The following is a 13,190-nucleotide window of genomic DNA, read 5'->3' as shown; positions in this document are numbered from 1 at the left end:
GCTCGCTTTCCTTTAAGTACGCAGTGGCTTGATTGCCATGCTGGTGTTCGGTGCCACGTCGGTGCCTTGCGCGCTGCTGGCCGGGCGGCTGTTCCAGTGCGGCAGCAACACCAGCGCCGAGAACAGCGCGCAGCCCGCGAACACGATGAACACCGTGACGCCGTCGAAGTAACCCGGCAGCAGCCCGCCCAGCACCGCGCCCACCGAGCCACAGCCGTTGACGAAACCTGCTGCGGTGGCGCCGGCCTTGGCGGTGCCGAAGTCGATGGCTGCAGCGCCGCTGATCATCGAGTCCGGCCCGTACAGGGTCAGGCCCATGACGAACAGCAAGGCCACCACCAGCAGCACGCTGCCGGTGTGCATGGCCGCCATGAACGCCGCCAGTGTCACGGTCAGCAGCACCAGGCTGATCACGCAGGCCGGCATGCGCCGGGCGCCAAACAGTTTGTCGGAGGCCAGGCCGATCATGATCGGGCCAAGCAGCCCGGCCAGTTCGAAAGCAGTCGGGATGATTGCCGCGCCCACTTTGCCCACCGAGGGCATCTGCTCGAAGACGATCACAGGGCCCCACAGCAAGATGGCGTAGCGCGCCGGCTTCAGCAGGAAATACGCCAGGCCCAGGGTCAACACCGTGCGGTTGCGCAAGATTTCCCGCAGGGGTGCCCACACGCTGCACAGGTTGTCGGCCGGGGCCATGCTTTGCGGCTCGGGCTCAACCGCCGGCAAGCCGACGTCCTCGGGTTTGTTGCGCTGCAGGAAGAAGAACAGCACCGCCACCAGCGCCACCACTGCCGCGCTGGAGAAGAACGCCGCATGCCAGGTGCCCACCAGGGTGTAGGCCCACCAGCCCGCGAACGGCGAGGCCACCAGGCCGCCGAAGGCATAGCAGGAACTCCACAGGCCCAGCACCCGCCCGCGCTGCGAAGCCGGGAAGAAGCTGCCGATGTTCTTGCACAAGCCGGCCCAGCCGGTGGATTGCGCCAGGCCCTGTACCAGCATGCAGGTGGCGAAGATCGGGAAGGTTGCGTAACTGCCCATCACCACTGCCGCCGCCGCAGAAATCAGCAACCCGCCCAGCACGACCACGCGCGGGCCGAAGCGGTCGGCAAGCATGCCCCAGGTGAATTGGCCCACGGCATAGGCGGCCAGGTAGATGGCGTCCAGGTTGGCCATGGCGGCCTTGTCGAGCATGAAGCCTGGGTCTTCGGCGATGCCCAGTTTGGCCACCGAGAAGGCTTTGCGGGTGAAGTAGAAGGCGGCGTAAGCCAGCCAGGTGATGGCGAAAATCTGGATGCGCCAGCGTTTGAACGCGGCTAGGGATTGGTTCATGTAAGTCTGACCTCTTGCTCAAGTGTGCCGGCAGAATGTGAAGAAACGCCTGTCTTGTTCTTGTGTTACGCACAGCGATGACGAGGCTGTCATCGGGTCAGGTGGCGCCGTGTGAGCGCCATGGCCCTGGCGGCATTCGTGGTGCCAGCGTCGGGCTGAAATCCATGGAAACAGTTGCTGTAAGATAAATAAAATCGATTTATCGTATTACACACATAAGCCCAGCTTGTTACTGAGGTCGTCATGTCGGTTTCCCACGCTCAACTCAAGGCTTTCCACGCGGTGGCCGTGCACGGCAGCTTTACCCGCGCCGCTGAAAGGCTGTTTCTTACCCAGCCTGCGGTGTCCGATCAGGTGCGCAAACTGGAGGAGCGCTTCGGCGTATTGCTGTTCCACCGCAACAAACGCTCGGTGCAGCTCACCGACCTTGGCGAGCGGCTACTGGGCATCAGCCAGCGCCTGTTCGCCTGCGAGGCCGAGGCACAAGAGCTGCTGCACGACTCGCGTGCGCTGCACACCGGCAGCCTGGTGCTGGCAGTGGATGCGCCGGTGCACGTGCTGCCGCAGATCGCCCGCTTCTGCCAGCGTTATCCGGGTATCCAGGTGAAGATCGAAACGGGCAATACCGACGAATCGCTGGCGCGGCTGTTCAGCTATCAGGCCGACCTGGCCCTGCTGGGGCGGGATGTCGACGATGAGCGCCTGCATTGCCTGCCGCTGCGTCGTGACCCGATGGTGGCGTTCGTTTCCCACCACCACCCATGGGCCAGCCGTGGCTCGATCAGCCTGGCCGACCTGGACGACACGCCACTGGTGCTGCGCGAGCCCGGCTCGGTAACGCGGCAAACGCTGGAAGAAGAGATGCAACGTGCCGGCCTGCGGATACGCGCAGCGATCCAGGTGGAGGGCCGGGAAGCGGCGCGTGAAGCGGTGGTGGTAGGGATTGGTGTGGGCGTGGTGTCGGCGGCGGAGTTCGGTGCCGATGCGCGGGTGTGTGCGTTGCCGATTGTCGATTGCCAGCGGCATTTGACCGAGACCCTGGTGTGCCTGAGCGAGCAGCGTACACGCCGGGTGGTGGCGACTTTCCTGCAGATGGTCGAGGAAGGGGTGTAGGCCTGTGCTGGCCCCTTCGCGGGCTCGCCCGCTCCCACAGATCCTGCGCAGCATCCGGAACCTGTGGTGATGCTGCGGAAGCGGGCGAGCCCGCGAAGGGGCCAGATCAGGCAACCCGACTATGCTGGGATAACCCCAATCCCCGGGCGCCCACCCCATGCTCTACCGCCTTGCCGCCGACACCCTGGTGCTGCTGCACCTGGCCTTCATCCTGCTGGTGCTGTTCGGCGGGCTGCTGGTGCTGCGCTGGCGCCCTGCCCTGTTGCTGCACTTGCCGGCCCTGGCCTGGGGCCTGGCGGTGGAGTGCCTGCACCTGGGCTGCCCGCTCACCACCTGGGAAAACCGCATGCGCAATGCCGCCGGTGACGCCGGTTACCAGGGCAGCTTCGTCGAGCACTACGTCTGGCCACTGATCTACCCCACCGGCCTGACCCCGCAGATCCAACTGCTGCTGGGCACACTCGTGCTGGCGCTGAACCTCGGCATCTACAGCTACGTGGCCTGGCGCTGGCGCCGCCCTAGCGGGTAGCGATCACGAACAACCGCGGGAAGGGCAACAGGACCTTGCCATCAGAGGCCGGCGGATAATCGCGCTGCATGGCCTGCAGGTACATCTGCAGGAAGTCGGCCTGCTCCTGCTCATCAAGCCTGGCCAGATAAGGCCGCAACGCCGAGCCCTTGAACCATTCCACTACCGCTTCGGCGCCCCCCATCAACGGGTGATGATAGGTGGTGCGCCACACATCCACCCGTGCGCACAGCGGGCTGAGCAAGTCGTAGTAGAACGCCGCGTTGTGCCGTGGGGGTAGCTGCAAGTCGGCGAACTTCGCCGCCCAAGGGCCTTGGCTTGCGATCTCGCGCAACTGCCGGTGGGCCGGCTCGTCGAGGTTGTCCGGGGTCTGCACGGCCAGGCTGGCGCCTTCGCTGAGCTGGCGCACCAGGTGCGGATACAGCAAGGCGTGGTCAGGTACCCATTGCAGCGAGGCATTGGCCAGGATCAGGTCCTGCGGCTCGGGGGCAGCCCAGCCGGCAATGTCGGCAATGACCGTGCGCACACGCGGGATACACAGCCGCTTGCGCTCACGGGCCTTGTCGATCATGTCCGGGTCGCTGTCCAGCGCCGTCACCTGGGCATCGGGGTAACGTTGCAGCAGCACTTCGGTCGAGTTACCGGGGCCGCACCCCAGGTCGGTGGCGTGGCGCACCGGCCGTGGCGGGATGGCGGCAATCAGGTCGCGTACGGCGCGTGTGCGTTCGTCTTCGAACAGGGAATACTGGTTGGCAGACCAGGCCATGTGCGGCTCCTTTGGGCGGGCAATGTGCCTAGCATATGCCATCTGTCGCCCGGCGGGACGGTTGCGAACGGATTACCCCGGAACTGATCACCTCTGCTTGAAGTCAGTCCTTGCATGCGCACGCCCTTGAAGACCTACATCGCCCTCGCCATCCTGGCCCTGATCGCTGCGGCCGCCCTGCTCGGTTCACCGTGGATGAACCAAGGTTTCCACATGCCTGCAGAAAAAGCCCAGGCCCAACAACGCGAAACGGCCGGGTCCCCAAGGGAGCCGGCCGTTTCCAGACGCGAGTGACGCTTAGTGCTGCTTGCTACCAGAGCGGATCTGGTGCACCACACCCATCACCACCACGACCGCCGCAGCGATACCGGTGGAAATGACCAGAATCTGGTAGTCAGGCATGAAGGCCATGGTGACCAGGGCAGCCACGATGAACGCGATCACCAGGTAGGTCAGCCACGGGAACAGCCACATCTTCAGGCGTACTTCCTTGCCCTCGGCAATCAGCTTGCGGCGCATGCGCAGCTGCGAGAAGGCGATAACTAGGTACACCAGCAGGGCGATCATGCCGGTGGTGTTCATCAGGGTGTCCAGCACGTCTTTCGGGCGCAGGGTCTCGCTGAAGTTGATCAATGCACACACCACGGCCACGGCGCACGAACCCATGATCGCGTACACCGGTACACCGGTACCGGCGCGGGTGATCTTGAAGAACGACGGCGCATCGCCACGCTGGGCCAGGGAGAACAGCATGCGCGAAGCGGTGTAGTGGCCCGAGATCAGGCAGCTGCTCACCGAAGTCAGCACCACGAAGTTCATCAGCAGCTCGGCATACGGCACGCCCAGCAGCTCCAGGGTACGGCGATAGGCGCCATAGCCAGAAACACCCAGGTGCGGGTCGTTCCACGGAACCAGGCAGACGATCAGGAAGATCGAGCCGACGTAGAACAGGCACACACGCCAGACCACCGAGTTGGTCGCCTTGACGATCTGCGCAGCCGGGTCCTTGGCTTCGGAAGCGGCGATGGTGACGATCTCGGCACCGAGGAAGGCGAACATCACCCCGAGCAAGGCACCGATCACAGTGGTGATGCCGTTGGGCATGAAGCCTTCGGCGGTGAGGTGGCTGATGCCACGCACTTCACCGAACTGCCAGATGTTCATCACGGCAGCGGTACACACGATCAGGAAGCAGACGATCGCAATCACCTTGATCAAGGCGAACCAGAACTCGAACTCACCGTAGTGCTTGACGTTGAAGAAGTTGACGGTGATCAGCAACAGGGTCGTGGCCAGCACGAACACGTTGACGCTAACGTCGGGGAAGAAGCCATGCAGGATCTTGCCCGCCACATAGGCTTCCCAGGCCATGAGAATGACCCAGTACCACCAGTACAGCCAGCCGATGGTGAAACCGGCCCAACGGCCAATGGCGCGGTCGGCGTAGGTTGAGAACGAGCCGGTGTCAGGCGAGGAAGTCGCCATTTCACCCAGCATGCGCATGATCAGCACCACCAGGATGCCGCCTGCCAGGTAGGCCAGGACAGCGGCTGGGCCGGCGCTGTGGATCACGCTGCCGGAACCGACGAACAAGGCGCCGCCGATAACCCCGGCGATCGACATCATCGTCAGGTGGCGCGACTTCAGCGAGGCACTGAGCTTGCTCTCGTGCCCGCTTTTCGCGGTGGTGGTTGTGGATGTTGCGTCCATCAGTTGTGTACCCCGTGCTTCTTCTTATCCAAGGAAAACTGTGAAATCCCGATGGCTGGCGATTTCACCTGTACATCAGTGCTAATGCGGGCAGGATGGTGTGAATTACACACGCAGGCCTTCCATGGCGGCCTGCTGACGCGCCCCAGAGCGACTGCCTGAGGCGAACTGAACATGCTTTATGTGGCGATATCCGACACCTAATGTAAAAATGTCCGACGCAGAGAGCCATGCACAGTGGCATGAATCTCGCACTGCACTGTATAGGTCGCCCATGCAGTACACCCTGCAGACGCCAGGCGATACGCACCCTGAAGGCCCCGAATGTTCGAATTACATCCAGACTCCTCAACCCCGCTGGTCAACCAGATCATCGATGGGCTGCGCGAGCTGATCGACAACCAAACCCTCAAGCCAGGCGCCAAGGTCCCGTCGATCCGCGCCTTTGCCGCCAGCTATTCGGTGAGTACTTTCACCGTGGTCGAGGCCTACGACCGCCTGGTCGCCCAGGGGCTGCTGGTGAGCCGTGGCAATGCGGGGTTCTTCGTCAACCGTGCGGCGGGCGAACTGCTGGAGCAGCACAACACCGAGGCCGACACCAGTCGACCAACGTTCAACTCCGAGTGGTACCTGCAGCAGATTTTCGAAATCCGCCAGTTGCCGTACAAACCGGGGTGCGGCTGGCTGCCCAACGACTGGATGTACGAAGACGGCCTGCGCCGCGGCCTGCGCCAGGTGGCCGGCAGCCCGCTGGAGTTGTCGGGGTACGGCGACCCCATGGGCCTGATGGAGCTGCGTGCGCTGACCGCACAGAACCTGCAACAAGAGCTGTCGATCGTCGCCAACCCGGCACAGCTGATGCTCACCCACGGCGCCAGCCAGGCCCTGGACCTGGCCGCACGCACACTGGTGCGGCCGGGCGATGTGGTGCTGGTGGACGACCCCGGCTACCCGAACCTCATGAGCATTCTGCGCACCCAAGGCGCAACCCTGGTAGGCGTGCCGCGCACCCCGGCCGGCTACGACCTGAACCAGCTGGAGCAATTGCTCACCCACCACCGCCCGACGGCGTTCTTCACCCAGCCGCACCTGCACAGCCCGACGTGCTCGCGCACCCCGCTGCCGCAGTTGCACCGCCTGCTGCAGCTTGCCAGCCAGCATGGCTTCCGCCTGGTGGAGAACAACCTGTACGCCGACATGGTCGCCGAGCCGCAGCCATGCCTGGCCAGCCTCGATCACCTGCAGCAGGTGGTGTACGTGGGCAGCTACTCGAAGAGCATCTCGCCCAACGTGCGGGTCGGCTACATGCTGGCCAATCCTGAGCTGATGCAGAAACTGCTGCACCTGAAAATGCGTTCGGGCCTGACCACTTCGCAGGTGATGGAGCGCGTGGTGTACGCCGCGATCATCGACGGCCGCTGGCGTAAGCACCTCAAGCGCCTGCGCCAGCGGCTGGCCGAGGCGCACCAGGAAGTTGGCCGGCATCTGCATCGATTAGGCTTCGAACTGTTTACCGAATCGGATGAAGGCATGTACATCTGGACCCGCCACCCGGCCATTCCGGACAGTGCCGCGTTGCTGGACGATGCGCTGGAGAAAGGCATCATGCTTGGGCCTGGGCAGTTGTTCATGGTCGACGCCAAAGCGACCGGGTGGATGCGCTTCAACGTGGCGTTCAGTACGGACCCGGCGATGTGGGAGTTGTTGGAGAAGGTCTTCGTCAAGCATGTGCGCCGGGGTGGGATGTAGTTCGCCACGACATTGCACCGCCTGTGGGATCGAGCGCCGCCCACGCGCCACGACATCTCACAGGCGTTGAAGATGTTGTGGCATGCACTTATTGGCTCCATCACCCCCTTCGCGCTTGCTCCTGTCGCCCCAAATATTCCTGGCACTTGGCGCTCTGGCACAACACTTCTTCTTAACTTCTTTGATCACACAGTTCAAACCTGCTTCCTACCCCCAGTCACTTTCCTGCACCTGCTCCTTGTAGTCACAGGCTCTAACGCGCACGGCAGCCCTGAATCAATTCCATCTGCAGCCTCTACGACACGCGCTCCAATACTTCCCGTCTCAAATCCGCCTCACTGGAAATAGACGTGACCTCTCGAAAAACCTTAACGAGCGCTGAACTGCAAAAAATATACTCAGCAGAACCTTTCAGCTATGACTTCGAAAAAATCCTTTCATGGGACACCCCATGCACACTGCCTATAGTACCGCCAAACATAGCCTCGCTATCGACAGAAGCGCTTCGCACCAACGCAGCACGGATTGCAATAAATCTAATAAAGGAAATCGAGGCGACTCGCCCATCCGATACCCCCGGACTTGAAACGTATTTAGCTAAAAATTATTCAAACATAAAAAAATTACACCCGGACCAGATAAATCATAATTACGCCAAAAAGAAATTTTTGCTATTTCTTTATAATAAAATTAACAAAAAAACATCTCACCCTCTCAATAGATATATGGCAGTAGACCTCTATGCCTCAAGCATCAATGACATAGGCCTGAATGTTGAAGTAACCGCAAACGAATTAGCAGAGGATGGACACAATTTTTATTGGCTTGAGGAGGAGCTGTATTATTTAATGAGCGCTGCTACTGCCGCGCAAATTGAAATAGTGCTAAGATGCTGCCTTGAGAAAGTCCGAAATGAATTCAAAGAGTTCCACCCTAAAGCAATAAGAACATTACGAGAAAATAATTTAAAAGACAACAACAAATCCATCACTTTAAATCTTAACTCCACAATTCAACTTAGCTCAACACTAACCACCCTATCAACAACCGAAAACCTTCAAAGCGCGCTATTTGACGGAATACAGAGACTCAAATGGCCTGGCCTTACTGCCACGCCAATTTTCAGACTGGGTATTGGGGTATTTTTTTATTCAGCGGAACTAGGGAACGCAGATTTGTACCATGAATCAGCCCTGAGCATACCTGCTGAACTACTCATTCCTGAGCTACCTGACAACATTCATGACATCTCGCTTAAACATGGGTCTTTCGAATCCCCATTCCGGATTCATGCCACGCTCGACACGTATACACTTACGGATAAAGGAAATGCTACCCATGCGGAAAAAGAGATACCCGTACGCCCCCTGATAATGGACGAAGAAAGCAATAGCTACACATGGGTCCCATCGAGTGATTTCCCAATCAGGCTTAGCTTTCCCATTCATACCGAAAGTGGATCATCAACTACAACCCCCATTATCCCGATGCCCTCAGATCCCTATGAGGGAGTCAACCTCAGAAAAGCATGGTCAGAAGCGACACCACTCCCTGCCCATGAGCCACCGAATTATAAAGACTGCATCTACTGCTTCCCGCCAGAGTCTGGCCTACCGCCACTGTACGTAGTTTTCAATTCTCCCTATCCCGGCGCGACAACCATAGGGACTTACAGCGGACGCCCCTACAACCCGGATAAAGCCGGGGGACCAATCGAGCGAATGGATTGGAGAAAAGCCCGGATCACAGCAGGCGGTGTCGAGTTAGTCAAATTACACACTAGTCGATTCCCGCCTTCAGACGCGAACAAAATCATGATAGATAGGCTCGAAAAAATCCTACAAAGCAAACTACAAGCCACCGACATCGACAAGCGATTTTTCACACATGAAATAAGGGAGCTTGAGCGCTTCCGCGCCCTTGGTATTGCTGATAAAATTCTACCAACTGATGGCGGCGAGACTTGGAACAATACTCACGCAGCCACTTTGGAAGACTATCAGCTTGGATCAGACGCCGAGCTATTATATACAGCGGAAGCGCTAGAAGCAGACGCAATCCAGCTTGAGCGGGAAAATCCATGAATACCATTCACGATGTAATTAAAAACGAATCTCCTACGGATGTAATTTTATTTTTCACCAGAGGTACTGGCATCTCCCACCCGCAACTAGACAGGCTTTACACCCAGAATAATTGGATTCACCTAGGTGACTGCATTGGCCTCATCGAACTGATCAGAAGAATGACGAGCGACGGCTTGATTGAACAAAAAGCCGGTGGATATGTGAAAGGTCCAAAATGGACGGCACCAAAATTCATGCTCGAAAATAAGTACACTTTCAATCAAAGTTGACAGCACACCAGCGGGCGTTGGCCGGCGTACCCGGTGCGGTGCAGTTCGTCGGCGAGGCTGCCGGTGAACACCGCCGAGCCGAACATGGCCGGGATGAAGCGCGCGCCCTCCTCGTTGGTCCATTCGGCAATTTCCAGTGACTTGCGGGTTTGGATGTCCAGGTCGCTCAGACGACGCACCACTTGACCGAGGCCAATCGCCACAACTTGGATCCCATCTTGTGACGAGGTATGCTAGGCAATAGCTAAACGCCACTACCCAGGCAGGCTTGGTGCCTGTCTTCAAGGACGAGCCCTTTGCCCAGCCACCCGACCCGCCACACCATCGCCCGCCAGTGGCAACTGCTCAAGTTACTGCCCGGCCGCCACCCAGGCATGAGCTCCACTCAGTTGCAGGCGGCCCTGACAACCGTGGGCCATTCCACCAGCAAACGCACCGTCGAGCGCGACCTGGTGGAGCTCGCCGCACTGTTCCCGCTACAGTGCAACAGTAAAGGCATGCCTTATGGCTGGTACTGGCAACCGGGCTTGAGCCTGGGCGAAGCGCAGCAGCTGCAACCCGACGCACTTACCCCCCCGACACACGTTGTACTGTATGCCTGGGTCGATGACGCGCTGGCCCGCCGCCTGGAACAGTCACCCCTGTCCGTCGATATGCAACTGACGCCGCAGGCTGGCGGCGGCGCCGCGCTGGTGGCCACCGTCGACGACAACCGCGCGCTGATGGGCTGGCTGCTGTCCCAGGCGGGCTCGATCCGCATCCAGGCGCCGCAGGCACTACGTGCGGCCATGATTGAACAATTGCGCCAGAGCCTGGCGCTGCATGAGGGCGAAGGCGGCTGCAAGCAATAGCGCCAACGGCGTCAGTAGGTTCCTGGATACGCCCCGCCATCGATCAGCAGGTTCTGCCCGGTGATGTACCCGGCATGCGCACTGCACAGAAATGCGCAATACGCGCCAAACTCCGCGGCTTCGCCAAAACGCGACGCCGGAATGGCCTTGCGCCGCGCCTGGGCAGTGACTTCCACATCACCACCCGCAGCCTTCAAGGTCTTTTGCAGGCGCGCCGTGTCGAACGCCCCAGGCAACAGGTTGTTGAGTGTCACATTGCGGCCCGCCAGGCGCTGCTGCCGGGCCAGGCCGGCAATGAATCCGGTCAGGCCACTGCGGGCACCGTTGGATAAACCCAGCATGTCGATCGGTGCCTTCACCGCGCCGGAGGTGATGTTCACCACCCGGCCAAACCCACGCTCGGCCATGCCATCTACCACCGCCTTGATCAGCTCGATGGGCGTGAGCATGTTGGCGTCCAGCGCCTTCAGCCAGTCATCACGCCCCCAATCACGGAAGTCCCCCGGTGGCGGGCCACCGGCGTTGTTGACCAGAATGTCGACCTGCGGGCAGGCCGCCAACAGCGCCTGGCGCACCTTGGGATCGGCCACATCACCTGCCACGGTATGGACCTCGATGCCCGGGCAGGCCCTGCGCAACTCGCTGGCGGTCTGCTCCAGGGTGGCCTGGGTACGGGCATTGATGACCAGGTTGACGCCTTCTTTGCCCAGCGCTTCGGCGCAGCCTTTGCCAAGGCCTTGGCTGGCCGCGCAGACGATGGCCCAGCGGCCGGTGATGCCTAGATCCATTGGTTTGCTCCTAGATGCAATCAGGGTTACAGGGTGACTGACAGGCACTGCCGGGGCAATCTAGAGCACAGGACAGGGCCACCGATAATGAAAAGAACTGATCCACCGATAACCGCCGCTTATCCCTACCAGCGCTTCGACAACGGGCTGGAAATAGAGGGGTAGCGTCACACTTCACCCGCCGTCAGTTCCTCCACCAGCAATCGTGCCGCAGGCGATAACGGCGCCGCGACCCGGTGCACGATGCCGAACGGCTCGCTCAGCGCCCGTAGCGGCACCGCCAGCGACACCAGCAACCCGCGCTGCTCGGCAAAGGCCGCCACTGCACGGGGAATGACCGCCACCAACGTCGGGTCATCTTCAAGCAGCATGAAGGTGGCGAAGGTGGAGAAGGTCTCCAGCGGATAACGCGACACCGCCACCCCAGCCTCGCTCAACTCGCGTTCCAGCGCTTGGCGCATGGGCATGTTGGCCGGATAAACCACCCAGCGATAATGGCTAAGGTCGCTGATCTTGAGTGCCGCCGCCCCGGCCAGCGGATGCTGCGGATGCGCGACCACCGCCAGCGGCTCCTGGGCCAGTTCGACAAAGCCATATTCCGCCGCGTTGCGGCCCAGCCCTGGTCGGCAGATGGCCAGGTCCAGGCGCCCTTCGTCCAGCTGGGCGAGCAGGTTGGCGCTGGTATTCTCGGCAATTTCCACTGCCAGTTGCGGCTGTTTGCGGCGCAAGCGCCCGAGGGCGCTGACCAGTGTGGGCATCGCCCCCATGATACTGCCCACCGCCAGCCGCCCGCCCTGGCCTTGGACGATGCCCAACACCTCTTCGCGCAGATGCCCCAGGTCGCTGTGGATCAGCCGCGCGTAGCGCACCACGCAGCGGCCCACCTCGTTGGCAACCAGGCCGCTGGGCATTCGCTGGAACAACGGTACGCCCAGCACCTCCTCGACCTCGCGCAGGGCCTTGGTGGCGCCGGGCTGGGAAATGGCCATGGCTTCAGCTGCCTTGTGCAGCGAGCCACAGCGGTCCAGCTCAATCAGCAAGCGCAACTGGCGCAGGCGCAGGCGAGAAAAAATGGCGTCCAGAGAAGGAATCATCAGGCAGGCTCGGCAGGGGTTTCGTCATGCCGAGCACTATAGAGGGTCGTCTGCGGGGGCGTGTTGCGTTTTCAGCAAATGACCCTTGATCGCAGAACGCATGCACGCATTTTTCTGCAGGCTGTTTTACCGCGGAACACGACGCGCCAGGCAGGCATAGGCCAAGCCCAGTACGCTGGCCGCCAGTATGCCAAGCAGTATCATCAGCTCACGGCTGTAACGGGCCACCATGGCCGGAAAACCGATGACTTCGCGGTACACCTGCACATTGGCCTCACCATCGGCATGGCTGATACTGACCCCGCCATGGCGGATCTGCGAGTAGTCGGCATCGAAATACACCCACACCTTGCAGGTGCCAGCTGGCTCGATGGCCGGGATATCAACCTGGGCGATGGCGGTTTCCAGCAGCGTATCGTTGCCGGCAGCATCGCGCACCTGCACCAGGCCCTTGGCTGGCAGGCGGATTTTCACCTGCCGGACCTGCGCATCACCGCTGTTGTGCAGTTCGATCAGCAGGCCGGCACGGTGGTCGACCAGCCCGGCCTCGAAAGGCTTGGCGAACAGCTGGGCATAAGGGGCCTGCGCCATTTCGATGAGCCGCTCGACCTGATCATGGCCCAGCTGGCCTTGAACGATACCGTTGATTTGCCCCTGCAACTGCTCATACTTCAGCTGTTCGCTGGCCTTGCTGATCCGCTCGCTGAACTGGCTGGGGTAAGTGAGGTAGGCATAGGTCAGTGACGCCTCAAGGCGCGGATTGCCCCTGAGCAACGCGTAGGCGGCCAACAGGACCATCAGGCCGATCAGCACGGCGACGAGAAGCTTCCCCACCTTGTCCCAGCTCAATGCATGCTTCCTTCTGTCGTGTTACAGACGATTAAAACCGCCCAAGGGTGCCAAGT

At 60.7% G+C, this 13,190-nt stretch carries 13 protein-coding genes and 1 pseudogene; 7 read left to right on the top strand and 7 right to left on the bottom strand.

The features are described 5' to 3' along the window. Positions 1-12 precede the first annotated feature (12 nt). Positions 13-1,329, bottom strand: a complete 1,317-nt coding sequence (locus V6093_RS01350; protein ID WP_012052837.1) for an MFS transporter — start codon at positions 1,327-1,329, stop codon at positions 13-15. Between the two features lie 243 nt (positions 1,330-1,572). On the opposite strand from V6093_RS01350, the gene V6093_RS01345 reads away from it, so the two are divergent. Next, a complete protein-coding gene (locus tag V6093_RS01345) occupies positions 1,573-2,442 on the top strand; it encodes a LysR substrate-binding domain-containing protein (protein WP_003250776.1) in 870 nt (289 codons plus the stop codon). A 157-nt stretch (positions 2,443-2,599) separates the two neighbouring features. Then, entirely contained in the window at positions 2,600-2,971 is a 372-nt protein-coding gene (locus V6093_RS01340; protein ID WP_047603951.1) for a DUF2784 domain-containing protein, read from the top strand. Here the strand turns inward: V6093_RS01340 and tam are convergent. After that, entirely contained in the window at positions 2,961-3,737 is a 777-nt protein-coding gene (tam, locus tag V6093_RS01335) for a trans-aconitate 2-methyltransferase (protein ID WP_003250773.1), read from the bottom strand. The genes V6093_RS01340 and tam overlap by 11 nt on opposite strands. 114 nt (positions 3,738-3,851) lie before the next feature. Here tam and V6093_RS01330 point away from each other — a divergent pair, with 114 nt between their 5' ends. Continuing rightward, positions 3,852-4,031 (top strand): hypothetical protein, encoded by a 180-nt coding sequence (locus tag V6093_RS01330; RefSeq protein WP_014860860.1) that lies wholly within the window; start codon positions 3,852-3,854, stop codon positions 4,029-4,031. Positions 4,032-4,034: 3 nt separating this feature from the next. Here V6093_RS01330 and V6093_RS01325 read toward each other — a convergent pair whose 3' ends face one another. Continuing rightward, a complete protein-coding gene (locus V6093_RS01325) occupies positions 4,035-5,447 on the bottom strand; it encodes an amino acid permease (RefSeq protein WP_019438828.1) in 1,413 nt (470 codons plus the stop codon). Between the two features lie 324 nt (positions 5,448-5,771). Between V6093_RS01325 and V6093_RS01320 the strand changes: the two genes are divergently transcribed. The 3 genes from V6093_RS01320 (at position 5,772) to V6093_RS01310 (ending at position 9,552) form a co-directional block, all read left to right on the top strand. Then, the gene (locus V6093_RS01320; protein WP_003250769.1) at positions 5,772-7,196 is read left to right on the top strand and encodes a PLP-dependent aminotransferase family protein; all 1,425 of its coding nucleotides are present in this window, start codon (positions 5,772-5,774) and stop codon (positions 7,194-7,196) included. A gap of 350 nt (positions 7,197-7,546) precedes the next feature. Continuing rightward, positions 7,547-9,280: an S-type pyocin domain-containing protein gene (locus V6093_RS01315; RefSeq protein ID WP_406669675.1), complete on the top strand. Its 1,734-nt coding sequence runs from the start codon at positions 7,547-7,549 to the stop codon at positions 9,278-9,280. Further along, on the top strand, positions 9,277-9,552 hold the full coding sequence (locus V6093_RS01310) for a hypothetical protein (RefSeq protein WP_080756753.1): 276 nt from the start codon (positions 9,277-9,279) through the stop codon (positions 9,550-9,552). Before V6093_RS01315 ends, V6093_RS01310 begins: the two co-directional genes overlap by 4 nt. An 8-nt stretch (positions 9,553-9,560) precedes the next feature. Here V6093_RS01310 and V6093_RS01305 read toward each other — a convergent pair. After that, positions 9,561-9,770: pseudogene (locus V6093_RS01305) on the bottom strand (Zn-dependent hydrolase); the annotation flags it as partial. Positions 9,771-9,848: 78 nt separating this feature from the next. Here V6093_RS01305 and V6093_RS01300 point away from each other — a divergent pair. After that, the gene (locus V6093_RS01300; protein ID WP_014860861.1) at positions 9,849-10,403 is read left to right on the top strand and encodes a WYL domain-containing protein; all 555 of its coding nucleotides are present in this window, start codon (positions 9,849-9,851) and stop codon (positions 10,401-10,403) included. Positions 10,404-10,414: 11 nt separating this feature from the next. Here the strand turns inward: V6093_RS01300 and V6093_RS01295 are convergent, their stop codons facing one another. The 3 genes from V6093_RS01295 to V6093_RS01285 form a co-directional block, all read right to left on the bottom strand. Continuing rightward, on the bottom strand, positions 10,415-11,191 hold the full coding sequence (locus V6093_RS01295) for an SDR family oxidoreductase (RefSeq protein WP_088512764.1): 777 nt from the start codon (positions 11,189-11,191) through the stop codon (positions 10,415-10,417). A 167-nt stretch (positions 11,192-11,358) separates the two neighbouring features. Next, positions 11,359-12,285, bottom strand: coding sequence for a LysR family transcriptional regulator (locus V6093_RS01290; RefSeq protein WP_003250758.1), 927 nt, complete (start codon positions 12,283-12,285; stop codon positions 11,359-11,361). 126 nt (positions 12,286-12,411) lie between these two features. Then, positions 12,412-13,134: a hypothetical protein gene (locus V6093_RS01285; protein WP_041168472.1), complete on the bottom strand. Its 723-nt coding sequence runs from the start codon at positions 13,132-13,134 to the stop codon at positions 12,412-12,414. Positions 13,135-13,190: the final 56 nt, after the last annotated feature.

Source organism: Pseudomonas putida group bacterium ESBL64 (assembly GCF_045277175.1).
GTDB lineage: Bacteria > Pseudomonadota > Gammaproteobacteria > Pseudomonadales > Pseudomonadaceae > Aquipseudomonas > Aquipseudomonas alloputida.
Note: the sequence above shows the minus strand (reverse complement) of the source record. Positions and strands in the feature narration are given on the sequence as shown.

What these genes read in the sequence shown, in the direction of transcription:
- V6093_RS01350 (WP_012052837.1), bottom strand. Translation starts at nt 1,329, where the DNA reads ATGAACCAATCCCTAGCCGCGTTCAAACGCTGGCGCATCCAGATTTTC.
- V6093_RS01345 (WP_003250776.1), top strand. Translation starts at nt 1,573, where the DNA reads ATGTCGGTTTCCCACGCTCAACTCAAGGCTTTCCACGCGGTGGCCGTG.
- V6093_RS01340 (WP_047603951.1), top strand. Translation starts at nt 2,600, where the DNA reads ATGCTCTACCGCCTTGCCGCCGACACCCTGGTGCTGCTGCACCTGGCC.
- tam (WP_003250773.1), bottom strand. Translation starts at nt 3,737, where the DNA reads ATGGCCTGGTCTGCCAACCAGTATTCCCTGTTCGAAGACGAACGCACA.
- V6093_RS01330 (WP_014860860.1), top strand. Translation starts at nt 3,852, where the DNA reads ATGCGCACGCCCTTGAAGACCTACATCGCCCTCGCCATCCTGGCCCTG.
- V6093_RS01325 (WP_019438828.1), bottom strand. Translation starts at nt 5,447, where the DNA reads ATGGACGCAACATCCACAACCACCACCGCGAAAAGCGGGCACGAGAGC.
- V6093_RS01320 (WP_003250769.1), top strand. Translation starts at nt 5,772, where the DNA reads ATGTTCGAATTACATCCAGACTCCTCAACCCCGCTGGTCAACCAGATC.
- V6093_RS01310 (WP_080756753.1), top strand. Translation starts at nt 9,277, where the DNA reads ATGAATACCATTCACGATGTAATTAAAAACGAATCTCCTACGGATGTA.
- V6093_RS01295 (WP_088512764.1), bottom strand. Translation starts at nt 11,191, where the DNA reads ATGGATCTAGGCATCACCGGCCGCTGGGCCATCGTCTGCGCGGCCAGC.
- V6093_RS01290 (WP_003250758.1), bottom strand. Translation starts at nt 12,285, where the DNA reads ATGATTCCTTCTCTGGACGCCATTTTTTCTCGCCTGCGCCTGCGCCAG.